The following is an 18,465-nucleotide window of genomic DNA, read 5'->3' on the forward strand; positions in this document are numbered from 1 at the left end:
GATCTGACTGCTGACGCGGTGCTGACCCGAGGGCCCGAAAGTGTTGCAATCGCTCATCTGTTCGAGACGAAAACCACCTCTACCTGCACTTATTCGGTGCCCCCAGTCGGACTCGAACCGACACTGTGCGGATTGTAAGTCCGCTGCCTCTGCCAATTGGGCTATGGGGGCCACCGATGATGGTAGAGGCCGGGGCGGTATCAGGGTGGAGGCGGCCGCCTGCCCCACGCATACCAAGTCTCCAAGATGACATGCCCCACCGAGGGGTCGTGCAAGCGTGCCACGCAAGCATCGATCTGTTCGGCGGTGACTCTGCCGGTGGCCACCATTCAGTCGCGCACCACGCCTATGGAGAACTGATTGATTCGAACGCTGCCGATGTCTCCGCCGACCTCGCAACGACGAAACGATTCGGCATCGACTTCTTCCAAGCCGAGTTGGCGCATCCGCTCGGCCATCCTAGGTGCCCACGTGTGATCCCAGCCCGCCTCGTTGACGACCGCGAGGAACGCTTCCTGGGTGAGCATGTCCTCGGGCGTCGGGTGAATCGGTCCGCCGAGAGCGCCGCCGAAATCGCAGATTGCCACCAGGCCGCCCGGGCGAGCGGCTTCGATCAGACGTGCCAACCCCTCGATTCGCTCGGGCAGATGTTCGAGGAGGCACCGCGCATGAACGACATCGAACAAATCGCGCGGGAAGTCGTCGGCGAACAGATCCATCTGCCGTGCCTCGAGGCGCTCCCGTTCGCGATCCCACGCCATATCGAATACGTAGCCTGGCTCTGGGCGGCCCACGACGCGTGCGCTACGCCCTTCAGAAGGGCGGCGGTTCGAGACGTTCTCGCGTGTAGATGTCACTCTTCGCGCGTTAGGCGTTGATCCGTCGCTCGCGGTCGATAGCGCGGGTTTGGCGGCGGCGCAGCATCATCAACCCCCTGGCCGGAGACGGCGCAGGAACGTCGGCTGCTTACCCGCCCAACCCCCGAGTCCGCACCCGAAGGATTTCAGCAAATGGTGCCTGCGACAAAGACATTTGAGGGTCGGTAACAAGTCATCGGGCTACCCTCTGGCGGACCAGAAGATATCGATGGGCCCGTGAGCGATGCTCCGGCGTTTTTCGTATGCACCGAGAAGTTTTGGTCGTCGTCCTCCACCTGCTGATATGGCTCGGCGAGATCGCGGCGCGAATCACGCAAGGTAGTCGCCCCACAGCGGGTCCTCGGTGAGGTAGCGCTGCAGCACTTCGACCGCTCCTGGCTCGGACAGCACGGTGTAATAGCCCGGCTTGATCGTCGTCGCCAACCGCACTGCCTGCAGGAAGGTCGAACGGTCCAGGGGGTCGTGCTTCATCGCCGCGCTGAATCCGGTCTCATCGAGTACGCGTCGCACGGTGGAGTGGTGCGGATTCTTCTGTAACCACGTGGTGGCGATGGTCGCCACACCGACCTGTTCGCCGTGCATCCGCGGTCGGTCGGCAATCTGATCGTAGGCATGCGAGATCAGGTGCTCACTGCCCGAGGCCGGACGAGATGAGCCCGCCACCTCCATCGCGACTCCGCTCATGACCAACGCCCCGCAGACGAGTTGCAGGAAGTCGAGGTCGTCGATGGACTTGACCGGGTGGAAGACCAGATTCTCCACGCTCTGCATCGCAATGGTGGTGGCGAAGTCGTTGATCGCCTCGCCGGTGGCGTGGTACGAGCGCTTCCAGTCGCTGATCGCGCTGTACTTGGAGATGAGGTCACCAATCCCGGACAACGTGAAACGCGGCGGGCAATTGCGGATCACGGTGGTGTCGATCACCACACCGAATGGGATGGTGGCCGCCGCGCTGATCCGGGCGCCGTCGACAAGCAGGCTCGCGCCGGGAGAGGCGAAGCCATCGTTGGAGATCGCCGTCGGAACCGCGATGATCGGCAACCGGTTGAGGAAGGCGACGTACTTGCCGACGTCGACCGCAACCCCACCGCCGACAGCCACAATCGCCTGGGTTCCCCTGGGCAGACGGAACGCGGTGCTGACGATGGCATCGGCGTCGTTGCTCAGCGCGATCTGCTGCGTCACCACGGTGATCTCGGACGAAGCCAGCGAGATCCGCACGCTCTGCCCGACCAGATCCTCGATACCCTCGCCGTAGAAGAGGGCAATTCGATCGAAGCCGTACTTGCGCAGATACTTTCCCAGCTTGAACAGGGCGTCCGGCTTGATGCGCAGCAGGGAGGGGATGCGGATCTCCATCAGTGCGGCTTCCCAAGCACGACGGGATCGATGTCCGCGACGCTGTCGTAGACGAACGTCGGGCGGTAGGGGAAGCCGTCGACAGCGGCGCGGTCGGACACCCCTGACAGCACAAGGCAAGTCTGCATGCCGGCCTCGAGTCCGCCGACGATGTCGGTATCCATTCTGTCGCCGATCATCACGCAGTCCTCAGCGGGAACCCCGAGCATTCCCCGGGCGTAGAACATCATCAGAGAATTGGGCTTCCCGACGATGTATGGCTTTGTCCCAGTGGCCGCCTCGATCGATGCCAGCAGTACCCCGGCGGCCGGTTCGGTGCCTCCTTCGACGGGATCCACCATATCCGGGTTGGTGCCGATGAACTTCGCGCCCTCGTCTATGAGTTGCGCGGCCTTGCGCAACATGGGATACGCGAATGATTCGGTCTTGCCGACCACGACGTAATCGGGCGCGGTATCGGTGATCGAGTAGCCGATCTTGTATAGCTCCGCAGTCAATCCGCTGCCGCCGACGACGTAGGCAGTGCCATGCGGTTTCTGGTTGTTCAGGAATTGCGCGGTGGCCATTGCCGAGGTGATGAAGTTCTGCTCGGTGAGACCATGGAACCCGAGCCCGGCAAGCTTGCGCAGCAAGTCGAGCGCACTCTGCTCGGAGTTGTTGGTCAGGAAGACAAATCCGACCCCGCTCTCGCGCAACCGGTCGATGAAGCCCTGTGCACCGGGAATGGCCCGCTTGCCTCGATAGATCACGCCGTCCATGTCGGAGATCACGCCAAGCCTGGGCACTCCCGCACCTCCGATGGGCGATTCGGGCACCCGCCAGTCGGAGGAGTATTACGTGAATTCCCGGGTCGGCACATTATCGACACCCTTCCAGCTTGCCGCGGTCACCGGCTCGGGCCGACCTGTCAGAGGTCCCGAGATGCGGTGTCCTTCGACCCCTATCTCGGGAACCGGTTTCGTCTCTACGTTGACTGACATGTCTGAAAATGGATTGCGCCGTAACAAAGTTGCCATCGTCGGAGCGGGAGCGGTGGGCGCGACGCTTGCGTACGCGAGCCTGATCCGCGGAGCGGCGCATGACGTGGTGCTCTATGACCTCTACGCCGAGAAGGTCGAGGCAGAGGTGCTGGACCTGCGCCACGGGCTGCAGTTCGTCCCTCGCGCGGAGGTGCACGGTTCGGACGACATCCAGGTCTGCGCCGGCGCCGATGTCGTCGTGGTCACCGCCGGTGCGAAGCAGAAGCCCGGGCAGACACGACTCGAGCTAGCCGGGACCAACGTTGAGATCTGCCGGGCACTGATACCCAAGCTGCTCGACGTCGCTCCCGATGCGGTCATCGTGATGGTGACGAATCCCGTCGACGTGCTCACCCTGGCAGCGCTGAAGTTCTCCGGCCTGCCCGCCCACCGTGTACTCGGCACCGGGACGGTGTTGGACTCCTCGCGACTGCGCGACCTCGTCGCCCGGCATTTCGGCGTCGCCCCGCAGAGCGTGCATGCCGTCATCGCCGGTGAGCACGGCGACTCGGAGTTTCCTCTTTGGAGTACCGCCACCGTGGGAGGCCTGCCCTTGGCCGGCTTCGCAATGCCCGGCCGGCCCACGTTGGACAACGCGACCGAGGAGAGCATCGCCCGCGAAGTGGTCACGGCAGCGGAGCGCATCATCCGGGGCAAGGGCGCGACAAACTACGCGGTGGGTCTGGCGGCAACCCGGGTGATCGAGGCGATCCTGCGCGACGAGAACGGCGTCCTTCCGGTGACATCGTTGCTCGACGGGCACCTCGGTCTGTCGGACGTCTGCTTGTCCCTACCATCGGTGGTCAACCGCAGCGGCGTGGCCGCCGTGCTGGACGTGCCGATGTCCCCGCGGGAACTCGATTTGTTGCAGGCCTCGGCGCAACAAGTGCGTGACGTCGCCACTACCTTTGGTTTGTAGCGCGCCGCCACGTTCGACATCCTGGCGGTTGCGAACACGTAACCCGGCTCTGGGCTGTCCACGACTCAGAAGGTCGGCGGTTTCAGGCGTTCTCGGGCGTAGATGTCGTTCTTCGCGCGTTCGGCGTTGATGCGTTGCTCGCGGTCGATGGCGCGGGTTTGGCGGCGGCGCGGCATCATCAACCCCCTGGCCGGTGACGGCGCAGGAATGTCGGCCGCGTCCACGGCTACCGGCGCGGTCGGCCGCGTCAGCGCCGGGAAGAACAACCGGCTACCCGGATGGGTGGTGTACGTGAAACCGCCAGGGGCAGTCCATATGACGGTACCGTCGGGCAGTTGGCTATCCGACCAACCCGCGGGTCCGCACCAGAACGATTTGAGCAAATGGTGTCTGCGACAAAGACATTTGAGGTTGGACGCCTGGGTGGGCCCCACCGGCCAGGGGATCGTGTGGTCGATGTCGCAGTCGAATGCGGGCGCGTCGCAGCCCGGGAACCGACACGTCAGATCCCGGCAGCGGACGAACTCCGCCAGCGCCGTCGAGGGAGTGTAGCGAGGTTCGGGTCCCGCAGCGCCGGGATGGACGATCGTGCGCACCACCGCGCGCTGGGCCAGTGCGGCGGCCAGCGGAGCAGACATGATGGTGCCCCCGATCAGCAGCGCGGGATTGCACGGGCTCGGCTCGGTCGGCGGGTCGGGGGCAAACGCCTCGGCGATCGTCGTCGTCGCGTTGATGTCCCGCGGCTGCGGATCCTCCCCGTCCAGCGCCGCAGCGGTCGTGTCCTCGACGGTGTCGGCGTCGGCCACCACGTGGATGACCACCGCGCCCGGGGAGGCGTCGGCGGCCGGGCACTCGGATTCCCCACAGGCGCAGGCCAGCCGGTCGGCCCCGCCGGCCAACGCCCCCAGTGCGTCGGCGCGGCGCTGATCGAGTGTGCGAGGGTCGCCGTCGCACACCGCCTTCGCCATCGCGTCCAGCCGTTCGTCGAGCACGGCGGCATCGGTGGCGTACAGATCGCCCGAGATCGCGGACAGCCCGTCACCGTTGCTGCGACGGTCGACGATGACGCCGCGCGAGCGGGCACGGACCTCGGTGCGGCGCAGTGCGTGCGGGTCGAAGCGGTCGACCCAGTAGTCGATGGCCTTTTCGATCTTGGCCTCCGACCAACCCCTCCACCGATGCAAATGCTCCGCAATCGCAGCGTCGATCTTGGCCATGGTCTCCGGGTCCGTCGCCAACGAGGTGCGGGTGACGATGACAGACGCCAGGCGATAACTGAGGTCCCCTGCGGTCAACAGCTGCTCGACCCGAGGGAGGCGTTCGTGCAGAGCCTTCGCAACGAGCAGCTGGTTGGACACCACTCCACCGGACAGGCCTTGGGCTGCAGCGATTTCCGCGCACACCGCTGACCAATTGTCCAAGCACCACTGCTCCCGTTCGACGGCCCCGTCGGCGGCCAGGCGCGCTTCCAGAACGCCGAACATCGCCGACAGCTTCCGCGCGCATGCGGCGTTCTCGACCCGCGCCCACTCACCGACCGCGCCGGCGCCAGCGGCACTTTCGGCGGTTGTCAGCAAATCGAACATACGTGCGATATTACCTGCGGCCACCGACAAGAGGTGACTCGGCGACCGCGAGCCTGTGAACAAAATCGGCATTGGGGATAACCCGGGGTGTGTCGTCCGAATGGATGACACCGGATTCATCCGCCCGTTCGCCCGAACGCAGGATGCGACGACTCAACGTTGTGCCGCAACCTCATTCGTATGACGAGAACACTTCCCACCCCCACTGCCGCATCACGCCGCCATCAACATCGCAACGCTTTCGACATCCACAAGGCCCAGCGCACACGACGCCAGGACGTCCGAGTGAAGTACGCCGTCGAGGCGATCGGCACCTTCTTCCTGGTCGCCACGATCGGCGCCACGGCACACACCGGCAGCCCGCTGGCCCCACTGGCCATCGGCGCGGTCCTGATGGCGATGATCTACGCAGGCGGCCATGTTTCCGGCGCCCACTACAACCCCGCGGTGACCCTGGCGGTGCTCGTCCGCGGCCGCATCACGGTGCATGACGCCGTCGGCTACTGCAGCGCCCAGGTCGCCGGCGGGTTGGTCGCCGCGGCGGGAATCACCGCCGGTCTGCCCCGCACTCCGTCCGCCCCGATGCACATCGGGCCCGCCGCCATGGTCGCCGAGCTGTTGGTCACCTTCGCGTTGTGCTACGTCGTGCTCAACGTCGCGACCAGCAAAGACCACCCCGACAACGGCTTCTACGGCCTGGCGATCGGCTTTACCGTGCTGGCCGGTGCGATCGCCGTCGGCGGTATCTCCGGCGGCGCATTCAACCCGGCCGTGGTCCTCGCCGGCGTGGCGATGGGTCAGTTCGGCGGATCGGCCGTGTGGCTCTACCTCCCGGTCCAGCTGCTCGCCGGCGCCGCTGCCGCTGCCGCATTCCGAGTGCTCAATCCCGGCGACAAGTACAAGTAAAGGCAGCCGGCGGCCCTTCTCTCGCTCATGGGAGAAGGGCCGCCCCGGGTGAGAGCGCCACGAGCGGACGGGGGAAGCGAAGTGCCTCGCAGGCCTCGTCGATCGAATCCTCAACCGCTGCGGCGAATCCGGGCAATTCGACTGCCCAATCGCCGGGCGGGACGACGCTTCGCCCGCACAACCCCAGCCGGCACAGCACCACCCCGTGGCGGCGGCCGATCATCGCCATCACCCCGACCAGGTACCGGATCACCTCCGAGTGCACGCCTCCCTTCGAGGCGATATCGCCATACACTCCAACGAGATTGAACTTCAGGATCTCGGCAATCGGTGCGATCTCCCGATCAGTGGTGTCCGGTTCCCTCAACCGCACGGCCACCGACTGCCGACGACTGCGGACACAGGAGGCAACCAGTTCGGCCTGTCCCGCCGAGCTGACCACCACCCGCCGGGCACCACCGCTGACCACCGCACACAGCTCGGCGTCCCCGAGAACATCGGCGTGGACGCTCATCTGGCCCGGCGGCACCCCGGCCGCGAGAGCCACGTCGATGTCCTCCCCCGCGCGGACATCGACCGGCACGCGGTGATCTCGCACCCAGGACGCGACCTCCTCATCCTTGAGAGCCGTTGCCGGAAAATCGATCTCCGCCGCAGGAAAGGCAGTGCGATAGGTGACGTAGCGACGCACCGTCGCGTGCCGATCCGCCCGCTTGCGGCGCTCGATCGCTGACAGTAAGACGTCGGAGATGGTCACGATGACCTCCTTTCGCCGACCTGTCTACGCCGCCATCCTGAGATTCAGCCCGCACCGGCGCGTACTCGAAGCACCACCGCAGCACACTCACAGGCGTCCCGATTCGCCCAATACCCGTGCGCACCCGCCTGCACGGCGTGACACCGTAAGACCTCCGTTAAGGGCGCACCCGTGCCCGTCAAGAAACCGTCAACGCCGCGCTGAGCGCCCTGAACTGGACGGACGCTGAACACATGCCGGTGAAATCGCCGGCGGCGTTAACGGGTTCGAACGGAGAGACATCTCGTGGTTGTGCTCATAGTGGTGTTCACCGTCCTGACGGTGGCGATCTTCGCCCTGCTCGGCCAGGTGATCAAGTGGGTCGAGAGACTGTGATCGAGAACGTCGTCGGCCTGGTGCTGGCCGCCCTCATCGCGCTGTTCCTGTTCGCCGCGCTGCTGTTCCCGGAGAGGTTCTAGTGACCACCACTACGGCGGGGATCGCATTCCTCGCCTCGCTGATAGTCGCCCTCGCCGCTGTGCACGTCCCGCTCGGCGACTACATGTTCCGCGTCTACACATCGCAGAAGCACGCCCGCGGTGAACGCCTCGTCTACCGCATCATCGGGGCCGATCCCGAGTCCGAACAGACGTGGGGGGCCTACGCGCGCAGCGTGCTGGCCTTCTCCGCGGTCGGCGTCCTGTTCCTGTTCCTCCTGCAGCTGGTCCAGGGCAGGCTGCCACTGCACCTTGATGACCCGGCCACCCCGATGACACCGGCGCTGGCATGGAACACCGCGGTCAGTTTCGTGACGAACACCAACTGGCAGGCGTATTCGGGCGAGTCGACGCAGGGTCATCTGGTCCAGATGGCCGGCCTCACGGTGCAGAACTTCGTGTCGGCCGCCGTCGGCATGGCGGTCGCGGTCGCGTTCGTGCGCGGCCTGGCCCGCCAGAGCACCCACGAACTGGGCAACTTCTGGGTTGACTTGGTACGCGGCACATTCCGCATCCTGCTGCCGCTGTCGATCGTCGGCGCGATCATCCTCATAGCCGGTGGCGTGATCCAGAACTTCCACCTGCACGACCAGGTGGTCGGCACCCTGGCCGGCGCACAACAGACGATCACCGGTGGGCCGGTGGCAAGCCAGGAGGCCATCAAGGAACTCGGCACCAACGGCGGCGGCTTCTTCAACGCCAACTCGGCGCACCCGTTCGAGAACCCCACCGTCTGGACCAACTGGGTGGAGATCTTCCTGCTGCTGATGATCAGCTTCTCGCTGCCGCGCACGTTCGGCCGGATCATCCATAGCCGCAAGCAGGGGTATGCGATCGTCGCGGTGATGGGTGTCATCGCCACCGTCAGCGTCAGCCTGATGATGCTGTTCCAACTGCAGCATCACGGCACCGTGCCCACCGCGGTCAACGCCGCGATGGAGGGCGTCGAGCAGCGGTTCGGGGTCGCCGACTCGGCGGTGTTCGCCGACGCGACGACGCTGACCTCGACTGGCGCGGTCAACTCGTTCCACGACTCCTACACCAGCCTCGGCGGGCTGATGGCGCTGTTCAACATGCAGCTCGGCGAGGTGGCGCCCGGCGGCGTCGGCTCCGGCCTCTACGGCATGCTCGTGCTGGCGATCATCACGGTGTTCGTCGCGGGACTGATGGTCGGGCGCACCCCGGAGTATCTCGGCAAGAAGATCACCCCGCGCGAGATCAAGCTGGCCGCAACCTATTTCCTGATCACCCCGCTGATCGTGCTGACCGGCACGGCCGTCGCGATGGCGATGCCCGGCCAGCGGGCGAGCATGCTCAACTCCGGCCCCCACGGGCTCTCGGAGGTGTTGTACGCCTTCACCTCGGCGGGCAACAACAACGGATCCGCCTTCGCGGGCATCGGCGTCAACACCGAGTGGTACAACACCGCGCTCGGCCTGGCCATGGTGTTCGGCCGCTTCCTGCCGATCATCTTCGTGCTGGCGCTGGCGGGCTCACTGGCCAGCCAGGGCAAGACACCCGAATCCATCGGCACCCTGCCCACCCACCGGCCGCAGTTCGTCGGCATGGTCGCAGGCGTGACGCTGATCCTGGTCGCGCTGACCTTCCTGCCGATGCTCGCGCTCGGACCACTCGCCGAAGGAATCCACTGACATGCCCACCCTGACACTCGAATCCGCGCCAGCGAGCACAAGCGCCAAACCGGCCAAACGCATTCAGGGCGGTCTGCTCGACCCGAAGATGCTGTGGCGATCCCTGCCCGACGCGCTGCGCAAGCTCGACCCGCGCACCATGTGGCGCAACCCGGTGATGCTCATCGTGGAGATCGGCGCGGTGTGGAGCACCGTCCTTGCCGTTACCAGGCCTTCGTGGTTCGCCTGGCTGATCGTCGTGTGGCTGTGGCTGACAGTCGTTTTCGCCAACCTCGCCGAAGCCGTCGCCGAGGGTCGCGGGAAGGCCCAGGCGGCGAGCCTGCGCAATGCCAAGACCTCCACGATGGCCCGCAGGCTCGTCGACTGGCACCCCGGCGCACCGGCGCGGGAGGAGGCGGTGGCCGCTCCCCTGCTCCAGCAGGGCGACGTCGTCGTCGTGGAAGCCGGTCAGGCCATCCCGGGCGACGGGGACGTCGTCGAAGGCATCGCGTCGGTGGACGAGTCGGCCATCACCGGTGAATCCGCTCCTGTCATCCGGGAATCCGGCGGCGACCGCTCCGCGGTGACCGGCGGCACCACCGTGCTGTCGGACCGCATCGTCGTGCGGATCACCCAGAAACCGGGCGAAAGCTTTATCGACCGGATGATCTCGCTCGTCGAGGGCGCCAACCGGCAGAAGACACCCAACGAGATCGCGCTGAACATCCTGCTCTCGTCGCTGACCATCATCTTCGTATTCGCCGTCGCCACCCTGCAGCCGCTGGCGATCTTCTCCAAGGCCAACAACCCGGGCGTTCCGGACAGCCTGGCGCTCACCGGCAATGGCGTGACCGGCATCGTGATGGTGTCGCTGCTGGTGTGCCTGATCCCGACCACCATCGGCGCCCTGCTGTCGGCGATCGGCATCGCCGGTATGGACCGGCTGGTGCAGCGCAACGTGCTGGCCATGTCCGGCCGTGCCGTCGAGGCCGCCGGTGACGTCAACACGCTGCTGCTGGACAAGACCGGCACCATCACCCTGGGCAACCGGCAGGCCGCGGCGTTCGTCCCGATATCCAGCGTGAGCGCAGGGGAACTCGCCGACGCGGCGCAGCTGTCAAGCCTCGCCGACGAAACACCCGAGGGCCGCTCGATCGTCGTGTTCGCCAAACAGCAGTACGGGCTGCGGGCCCGCACGCCCGGTGAACTCGCCCACGCCCACTGGATCGAATTCAGTGCGAATACCCGGATGTCCGGCGTCGATCTGGACGGGAACAAGCTGCGCAAGGGCGCCGCCACGGCGGTGGCGGAGTGGGTGCGGGCTGAGGGCGGTCAGGTGCCCGCCGAGCTGGGTGAGATCGTCGACGGCATCTCGGCCGCCGGTGGCACGCCGCTGGTGGTCGGGCGGGTGCGCGCCGGTGCCGCGACCGTGCTCGGGGTGATCCACCTCAAGGACGTGGTCAAGCACGGCATGCGGGAGCGGTTCGACGAGATGCGCAGGATGGGCATCCGCACGGTGATGATCACCGGCGATAACCCCTTGACCGCCAAGGCGATTGCCGACGAGGCCGGGGTGGACGACTTCCTGGCCGAGGCCACACCCGAGGACAAGATGGCCCTGATCAAAAAGGAGCAGGCCGGCGGCAAGCTCGTCGCGATGACCGGCGACGGCACCAACGACGCACCCGCACTCGCGCAGGCCGACGTCGGCGTGGCGATGAACAGCGGCACGTCGGCCGCCAAGGAGGCCGGCAACATGGTCGACCTCGACTCCGATCCGACCAAGCTCATCGAGATCGTCGAAATCGGCAAGCAACTGCTGATCACCAGAGGCGCCCTGACGACGTTCTCGATCGCCAACGACATCGCCAAGTACTTCGCGATCATCCCGGCGATGTTCGTGGCCATGTTCCCCGGCCTGGACCTGCTCAACGTGATGCGGCTGCACAGCCCCCAATCGGCCATCCTGTCCGCGGTCATCTTCAACGCGCTGGTGATCGTCGCGCTGATCCCGCTGGCCCTGCGCGGTGTCCGCTACACCCCGAGCAGTGCGTCAAAGCTGTTGAGCCGCAACCTCTACGTGTATGGACTCGGAGGAATCATCGCACCGTTCATCGGCATCAAACTGATCGACCTGGTCATCCAACTCTTCCCCGGAATGTGACATGAGATTCTCCGCCCTGGCCCGACAGCATTGGGCCGCGCTGCGTGCGCTGCTGTTGTTCACCGTCGTCCTGGGTCTGGCTTACCCGGCGGTCATCTGGCTGGTCGCGCAGCTGCCCGGGCTGCGGGACAAGGCCGACGGGTCGATCGTCGAGGCCGACGGAAAGCCGGTGGGCAGCAGCCTGATCGGCCAAGCCTTCACCGACGCCGACGGTAGCCCGCTGCCGCGGTACTTCCAGAGCAGGCCGTCGGCGGCGGGCGACGGGTACGACCCGCTGGCCAGCGGCGCGAGCAACCTCGGTCCCGAGAGCATCGTCGACACCCCCGATGACCCCAGCCTGCTGACTCTGGTGTGCCGGCGCAGCAAGGACATCGGCGAACGCGACGGTGCCGACGGCGCCCGGCCGTTCTGCACCGGCGGCGGCGTCGGCGCGGTGTTGTCGGTGATCGGCCCGCGCGACGCCCGCGGCACCGTCGTCCAGCCGGCACGGGTCGTCAGCGTCAACGAGCCGTGCGAATCGGTGAGCACCCCGTTCCTGGCCAGCTACGAGGGCGTACACGTCGAATGCGCGAAGCTCGGTGAGGATTACAGCGCGGGGCAGATCGTGCCGATCAGGGGCAACGCACCCGCCGACCCGCAGGTGCCGTCCGACGCCGTCACCGCCAGCGGCAGCGGTCTGGATCCCGACATCTCACCCGCGTACGCCGACATCCAGGTGAACCGCGTGGCGCAGGCCCGCGGCGTCACGCCCGAGCAGGTCCGTCGGGTGGTGAGCGACAACACCAGCTCCCGCGGTCTGGGCTTCCTCGGCGAACCCCGCGTCAACGTGCTCGAGCTCAACCTGGAGCTCGACCAGAAGTACCCGGCGGCGGGCTGATCCCGAGATGGCCACGTCGAGCCCCGACCACAAGAGCAAGCGCGGCGAGCTTCGCATCTATCTCGGCGCGGCGCCCGGCGTCGGGAAGACGTACGCGATGCTGGGTGAAGCGCACCGGCGACTCGAGCGGGGCACCGACGTGGTCGCCGGCGTCGTCCTCACCCACGGCCGCAAGAAGACCGCCGAGCTGCTCGACGGCATCGAGGTCATCCCGCCGCGCTACCTGACCTACCGCGGTGGCACCTTCCCGGAGCTGGACGTGGCTGCCGTCCTCGCGCGCCGCCCCGAGGTCGTGCTGGTGGACGAACTCGCCCACACCAACACCCCGGGCAGCGCGCACCCGAAGCGCTGGCAGGACGTCGAGGAGCTGCTCGACGCGGGCATCACGGTCATCTCGACGGTCAACGTGCAGCATCTGGAAAGCCTCAACGACGTCGTCACCCAGATCACCGGCATCGAGCAGCAGGAGAAGGTGCCCGACGAGATCGTGCGGGCCGCAGACCAGATCGAGCTCGTCGACATCACACCGGAGGCGTTGCGGCGCAGGCTTTCCCATGGCAACGTCTACCGGCCCGAACGCATCGACGCGGCGCTGTCCAACTACTTCAGACCCGGAAACCTCACGGCGCTACGCGAACTGGCGCTGCTGTGGCTGGCCGACCAGGTCGACGCGGCGCTGGCGAAGTACCGGGCGGACAACAAGATCACCGAGATGTGGGAGGCCCGGGAACGGGTCGTCGTGGCGGTCACCGGCGGACCCGAGTCGGAAACCCTGGTCCGCAGGGCATCGCGCATCGCGTCGAAGTCCAGCGCGGAGTTGATGGTCGTGCACGTCGTGCGCGGCGACGGGCTGGCGGGCATCTCGGCACCGCAGATGGGCAAGGTCCGTGAGCTCGCCGTCAGCCTGGGCGCAACCCTGCACACGGTCGTCGGGGACGACGCCGGTGGGGTGCCTGCGGCCCTGCTGGATTTCGCGCGCGAGATGAACGCCACCCAACTGGTCATCGGGACGTCGCGACGATCGCGCTGGGCCCGCATCCTCGACGAGGGCATCGGCGCCACCACCGTGCAGCACTCCGGCAAGATCGACGTGCACATGGTCACCCACGAAGAAGCCAAACGGGGCTTCCCGCGGCGAGCCACGACGCGGCACACCCCGGGCAGGCAACGCGTCGCATCGTGGCTCGCCGCGGTGCTGGTGCCGTCGGCGATCTGCGCCGTCGCCGTCGGGGCACTCGACCGTTTCCTCGACGTCGGCGGGCAGAGCGCGTTGTTCTTCGTCGGTGTGCTGGCCGTCGCCCTCCTTGGCGGCGTCGCACCCGCTGCGCTGTCGGCGCTGCTGTCGGGGGCGTTGCTCAACTACTTCCTCGTCGACCCGCGGCACACGTTCACCATCGCCGAACCCGACAGCGCCATCACCATCGTCGTGCTGCTGGTCGTCGCGGTCGCGGTGGCGGTACTCGTCGACGGCGCGGCCAACCGGTCCCGCGAGGCCAGACGCGCCGCCCAGGAGGCCGAACTGCTCGCGTTGTTCGCCGGTTCGGTGCTGCGCGGCGCCGACCCGGACACCCTGCTGGAGCGGGTCCGCGAGACCTACTCCCAGCGTTCGGTCAGCCTGCTGCGCGAAGGACGCGAAGGATCTGCCGGCGCAACCGTTGTCGCCTGCGTCGGCGCCGACCCGTGCCTCGACGTCGACTCCGCCGACACGGCGATCGAAGTCGGCGGAGACTCACCCCGGGACGAGTTCTGGCTGCTGCTGGCGGGCAAGAGGCTTTCCGCCCGGGACCGCCGCGTGCTCGCCGCCGTCGCCAAACAGGCCGCCGGGCTGGTCGAACAACGCGAGCTGAGCGAAGAAGCCGGCAAGGCCGAAGCCCTCGAACGGGCCGACGAGCTGCGGCGCTCGCTGCTCTCCGCGGTCAGCCACGACCTGCGCACCCCGCTGGCCGGCGCCAAGGCGGCCGTGTCCAGCCTGCGCAGTGACGACGTCGACTTCTCCGACGAGGACACCGCCGAACTGCTGGCCACCGTCGAGGAGTCCATCGACCAGCTGACCGCACTCGTCGGCAATTTGCTCGACTCGTCGCGGCTGGCCGCCGGGGCGGTGCGGCCCGAGCTGCGCCGGGTCTACCTCGAGGAAACCGTGCAGCGAGCCCTCGTGGGGCTCAGCCGAAGCGGCAGCGGTATCGGCCACGACGTCTTCGACCGGGTCAAGGTCGAGGTCGGCGGCACGGTGGCGATGGCCGACGGCGGCCTGCTGGAGCGTGTGCTGGCCAACCTCATCGACAACGCGCTGCGCTATGCACCGAACGGCCCGGTGCGGGTCACCGCGGGCCGGGTCGGCGAGCGCGTCCTGATCGCCGTCGTCGACGAGGGCCCCGGCATCCCCCGCGGCACCGAGGAAGGCCTCTTCGGGGCGTTTCAGCGGCTCGGCGACGGCGACACCACCAGCGGGGTCGGTCTCGGCCTTTCGGTGGCCCGCGGATTCGTCGAGGCGATGGGCGGCACCCTGACCGCCGCCGACACGCCGGGCGGCGGACTGACCATGGAGATCGACCTCGGCGCACCGGCAAACGGCACGCCGTGACGCTGGTGCTGGGCTACCGTTGCCAGGAATGACCGCGGCTGAGCGAAAATGAGACGGTGAGCATACGCCGGCGCAAACGCGGAGATCTGCGGATCTACCTGGGCGCGGCGCCGGGTGTGGGCAAGACGTACGGCATGCTCGGCGAGGCCCATCGGCGGATCGAACGGGGCACGGACGTCGTCGCCGGGTTCATCGAGCCCCACGACCGCCGCAAGACGACCCAGCAGATGGCGGGCATCGAGATGATCCCGCCGCATTACGTCGAGTACCGCAACCAGCGCCACCCCGAACTCGACGTCGACGCGGTGCTCGACCGCCGCCCGCAGGTGGTGCTCGTCGACGAGCTTGCCCACACCAACACCCCGGGCAGCCGCAACGCCAAACGCTGGCAGGACGTCGAGGAGCTGCTCGAGGCGGGCATCACGGTGCTCACCACCGTCAACGTCCAGCACCTCGAGAGCCTCAACGACGTGGTCGCCCAGATCACCGGGACCGAGCAGAAGGAGACCATCCCCGACGAGGTGGTCCGCCGCGCCGACCAGATCGAGCTCGTCGACATCACCCCGGAAGCGCTGCGGCGACGGCTCGCGCACGGCAACATCTACCCGCCGGAGCGGGTGGATGCGGCGATGTCCAACTACTTCCGCACCGGGAACCTCACCGCGCTAAGGCAATTGGCGCTGCTGTGGCTGGCCGACGAGGTCGACGCGGCGTTGGCCCGCTACCGCGCCGACAAGAAGATCACCTCCACCTGGGAGGCGCGGGAGCGGGTGGTGGTGGGGGTGACCGGAGGCCCCGAGTCGGAAACGTTGGTGCGCAGGGCTTCCCGCATCGCCTCGAGATCCAGCGCCGAACTGATGGTGGTGCACGTGATCCGCGGCGACGGACTGACCGGGGTCAGCGCACCCCAGATGGGCCGGATCCGTGAGCTGGCCGCAAGCCTTGGCGCCAGCCTGCACACCATCGTCGGCGACGAGGTGTCCACGGCGCTGCTGGAATTCGCCGTGGACACCAACGCCACCCAGCTGGTGCTCGGAACCTCCCGGCGGTCGCGGTGGGCCAGGATCTTCGACGAGGGCATCGGCGCCACCACCGTGCAGCAGTCCGGGAAGATCGACGTGCACATGGTCACCCACGAGGAGGCCAAGCAGCCCTCCGCGTGGTCGCGACTCGGGCCGCGCCGCAAGCATCTGATGTCCTGGCTGGCTGCCCTGGTCATCCCGACGGGGATCTGCGCGCTGATCGTGCTGGCGCTGGACCCGTATCTCGGCATCGGCGGGGAGAGCGCGATGTTCTTCGTCGGCGTCCTGCTGGTGGCTCTCCTCGGCGGTGTCGCCCCGGCGGCGCTGTCCGCGGTGCTGTCCGGGCTGCTCTTGAACTACTTCCTGGTCACCCCGCGGCACACGTTCAGCATCTCCGAACCGGACGGCGCCATCACCATCGTCGTCCTGCTGGCCGTCGCCGTCGCCGTCGCGGCGCTGGTAGACGGAGCGGCCAACCGGTCCCGCGAAGCCCGACGCGCGTCCCAGGAAGCCGAACTGCTCGCCCTGTTCGCCGGGTCGGTGCTGCGCGACGCCGACCTGGACACCCTGCTGGAGCGGGTCCGCGAGAGTTACTCCCAACGGGCGGTCAGCCTGCTTCGCACCGGACCCGACGGGGCGGCGGTCGCCGCCGCGGTGGGTGCCGACCCGTGCGGCGACATCACATCCGCCGACACCGCCGTCGAGGTGGATCCCGACGCACCCCACGACCAGTTCTGGCTGCTGCTGGCGGGCAGGAAGCTGTCCGCCAGGGATCTGCGGGTACTGACCGCCGTGGCCAAACAGGCCGCGGGTCTGGTCAGGCAACGGGAGCTCACGGAGGAGGCAGGCAGGGCCGAGGCGATCACCCGGGCCGACGAGCTGCGGCGCTCGCTGCTCTCGGCGATCAGCCACGATCTGCGCACCCCGCTGGCCGGCGCCAAGGCGGCCGTGTCCAGCCTGCGCAGCGACGAGGTCGACTTCTCCGACGAGGACACCGCCGAACTGCTGGCCACCGTCGAGGAGTCCGTCGACCAGTTGACCGCGCTCGTCGGCAACCTGCTCGACTCGTCGCGGCTGGCCGCCGGGGCGGTGCGGCCCGAGCTGAACCGGGTCTATTTGGACGAAACCGTGCACCGGGCGCTGCTGGGTATCAGCACGGGCAGCACCGGCTTCCGCCGCGCCGGTGTGGACCGGGTGAAGGTCGAAGTGGGCGACGCCGTCGCGATGGCCGACGGCGGCCTGCTGGAGCGCGCACTGGCCAACCTCATCGACAACGCGCTGCGTTACGCGCCGGATAGCCCGGTGCGGATCACCGCGGGCCGGGTCGGCGACCGGACGCTGATCGCCGTGGCCGACGAGGGCCCCGGCATCCCCCGCGGCACCGAGGAAAGACTCTTCGGGGCGTTTCAGCGGCTCGGGGACAGCGACACCACCAGCGGTGTCGGCCTCGGCCTTTCGGTGACCCGCGGATTCGTCGAGGCGATGGGCGGCACCGTCACGGCGGGCGACACCCCCGGCGGCGGACTGACCGTCGAGGTCGACCTGCCCGCACCGCCCGGGGGCGACCCGGCATGACGCGGGTGCTGGTGATCGACGACGAACCGCAGATCCAGCGCGCCCTGCGGATCAACCTGTCCGTGCGCGGCTACGAGGTGTTGACCGCCGCCAGCGGCGGTGAGGCGCTGCGGACCGCCGCCGCCCACCGACCCGACGTCGTGGTGCTCGACCTGGGGCTGCCCGACATGTCCGGCATCGACGTGCTGGGCGGGCTGCGGGGTTGGCTGAGCGCACCGGTGATCGTGCTGTCGGCCCGCACCGACTCGGCCGACAAGGTCGAGGCACTCGACGCCGGCGCCGACGACTACGTCACCAAACCCTTTGGTATGGACGAATTCCTGGCCCGGCTGCGGGCGGCGGTGCGGCGCGCCGCCGCGTCCGACACCGACGAGCCGGTCGTCGAAGCGGCGGCGTTCACCGTCGACCTGGCCGCGAAGAAGGTGACCAAGGGCGGCACCGAGGTACACCTGACCCCCACCGAATGGGGCATGCTGGAGATGCTGGTGCGCAACCGGGGCAAGCTGGTGGGCCGCGAGGAGCTGCTCAAAGAGGTATGGGGTCCGGCCTACGCCAAGGAAACCCATTACCTGCGCGTCTATCTCGCCCAGCTGCGGCGCAAGCTGGAGGACGACCCGTCCCACCCGGTCCATCTGCTCACCGAGGCGGGGATGGGCTACCGCTTCCAGCCTTGAAACGACCGCTCACCGGATGGTTTCGACCGTCCGCTCCG

The 18,465-nt window shown here is 67.7% G+C and carries 15 protein-coding genes and 1 tRNA gene; 10 read left to right on the forward strand and 6 right to left on the reverse strand.

The window, feature by feature from the left end:
* Positions 1 to 97: 97 nt before the first annotated feature.
* From ADBZ6K_RS21675 to ADBZ6K_RS21690, 4 genes are all read right to left on the reverse strand, one after another.
* Positions 98 to 171: transfer RNA gene (locus tag ADBZ6K_RS21675), tRNA-Val, on the reverse strand.
* Between the two features lie 158 nt (positions 172 to 329).
* Positions 330 to 794 carry a methyltransferase domain-containing protein gene (locus ADBZ6K_RS21680; protein ID WP_526350540.1) on the reverse strand — a complete coding sequence of 155 codons (465 nt, stop codon included), beginning with the start codon at positions 792 to 794 and terminating at the stop codon, positions 330 to 332.
* Positions 795 to 1,187: 393 nt separating this feature from the next.
* Positions 1,188 to 2,237 (reverse strand): iron-containing alcohol dehydrogenase family protein, encoded by a 1,050-nt coding sequence (locus ADBZ6K_RS21685; protein ID WP_526350542.1) that lies wholly within the window; start codon positions 2,235 to 2,237, stop codon positions 1,188 to 1,190.
* Positions 2,237 to 3,022, reverse strand: coding sequence for an HAD-IIA family hydrolase (locus ADBZ6K_RS21690; protein WP_526350544.1), 786 nt, complete (start codon positions 3,020 to 3,022; stop codon positions 2,237 to 2,239). Before ADBZ6K_RS21690 ends, ADBZ6K_RS21685 begins: the two co-directional genes overlap by 1 nt.
* 193 nt (positions 3,023 to 3,215) lie before the next feature.
* Between ADBZ6K_RS21690 and ADBZ6K_RS21695 the strand changes: the two genes are divergently transcribed.
* A complete protein-coding gene (locus ADBZ6K_RS21695) occupies positions 3,216 to 4,175 on the forward strand; it encodes an L-lactate dehydrogenase (protein WP_526350546.1) in 960 nt (319 codons plus the stop codon).
* A 65-nt stretch (positions 4,176 to 4,240) separates the two neighbouring features.
* On the opposite strand, the gene ADBZ6K_RS21700 is transcribed toward ADBZ6K_RS21695, so the two are convergent.
* Positions 4,241 to 5,761: an HNH endonuclease signature motif containing protein gene (locus ADBZ6K_RS21700; RefSeq protein WP_526350548.1), complete on the reverse strand. Its 1,521-nt coding sequence runs from the start codon at positions 5,759 to 5,761 to the stop codon at positions 4,241 to 4,243.
* Between the two features lie 180 nt (positions 5,762 to 5,941).
* Between ADBZ6K_RS21700 and ADBZ6K_RS21705 the strand changes: the two genes are divergently transcribed.
* Complete coding sequence (locus tag ADBZ6K_RS21705; protein WP_526350550.1) at positions 5,942 to 6,667, forward strand: MIP/aquaporin family protein; 726 nt, start codon at positions 5,942 to 5,944, stop codon at positions 6,665 to 6,667.
* A 25-nt stretch (positions 6,668 to 6,692) separates the two neighbouring features.
* Here ADBZ6K_RS21705 and ADBZ6K_RS21710 read toward each other — a convergent pair whose 3' ends face one another.
* Positions 6,693 to 7,424, reverse strand: a complete 732-nt coding sequence (locus ADBZ6K_RS21710) for a type III PLP-dependent enzyme domain-containing protein (protein ID WP_526350552.1) — start codon at positions 7,422 to 7,424, stop codon at positions 6,693 to 6,695.
* 285 nt (positions 7,425 to 7,709) lie between these two features.
* Between ADBZ6K_RS21710 and ADBZ6K_RS21715 the strand changes: the two genes are divergently transcribed.
* From ADBZ6K_RS21715 to ADBZ6K_RS21750, 8 genes are read left to right on the forward strand one after another with little or no spacing between them, the layout of a single operon-like run.
* Positions 7,710 to 7,799 carry a potassium-transporting ATPase gene (locus ADBZ6K_RS21715; RefSeq protein ID WP_526350554.1) on the forward strand — a complete coding sequence of 30 codons (90 nt, stop codon included), beginning with the start codon at positions 7,710 to 7,712 and terminating at the stop codon, positions 7,797 to 7,799.
* Positions 7,781 to 7,882, forward strand: a complete 102-nt coding sequence (locus tag ADBZ6K_RS21720) for a potassium-transporting ATPase subunit F (protein ID WP_526350556.1) — start codon at positions 7,781 to 7,783, stop codon at positions 7,880 to 7,882. Before ADBZ6K_RS21715 ends, ADBZ6K_RS21720 begins: the two co-directional genes overlap by 19 nt.
* Entirely contained in the window at positions 7,882 to 9,552 is a 1,671-nt protein-coding gene (gene kdpA, locus ADBZ6K_RS21725) for a potassium-transporting ATPase subunit KdpA (RefSeq protein WP_526350558.1), read from the forward strand. Before ADBZ6K_RS21720 ends, kdpA begins: the two co-directional genes overlap by 1 nt.
* Position 9,553: 1 nt before the next feature.
* Positions 9,554 to 11,695, forward strand: a complete 2,142-nt coding sequence (gene kdpB, locus ADBZ6K_RS21730) for a potassium-transporting ATPase subunit KdpB (RefSeq protein ID WP_526350560.1) — start codon at positions 9,554 to 9,556, stop codon at positions 11,693 to 11,695.
* 1 nt (position 11,696) lies between these two features.
* Positions 11,697 to 12,572: a potassium-transporting ATPase subunit C gene (locus ADBZ6K_RS21735; protein ID WP_526350562.1), complete on the forward strand. Its 876-nt coding sequence runs from the start codon at positions 11,697 to 11,699 to the stop codon at positions 12,570 to 12,572.
* 7 nt (positions 12,573 to 12,579) lie between these two features.
* On the forward strand, positions 12,580 to 15,156 hold the full coding sequence (locus ADBZ6K_RS21740) for a DUF4118 domain-containing protein (protein ID WP_526350564.1): 2,577 nt from the start codon (positions 12,580 to 12,582) through the stop codon (positions 15,154 to 15,156).
* Positions 15,157 to 15,212: 56 nt separating this feature from the next.
* Positions 15,213 to 17,753 carry a DUF4118 domain-containing protein gene (locus ADBZ6K_RS21745; RefSeq protein ID WP_526350566.1) on the forward strand — a complete coding sequence of 847 codons (2,541 nt, stop codon included), beginning with the start codon at positions 15,213 to 15,215 and terminating at the stop codon, positions 17,751 to 17,753.
* Positions 17,750 to 18,427: a response regulator transcription factor gene (locus tag ADBZ6K_RS21750; RefSeq protein ID WP_526350568.1), complete on the forward strand. Its 678-nt coding sequence runs from the start codon at positions 17,750 to 17,752 to the stop codon at positions 18,425 to 18,427. Before ADBZ6K_RS21745 ends, ADBZ6K_RS21750 begins: the two co-directional genes overlap by 4 nt.
* The last annotated feature ends 38 nt before the right edge of the window (positions 18,428 to 18,465 follow it).

It is taken from the genome of Mycobacterium sp. (assembly GCF_044223235.1).
GTDB lineage: Bacteria > Actinomycetota > Actinomycetes > Mycobacteriales > Mycobacteriaceae > Mycobacterium.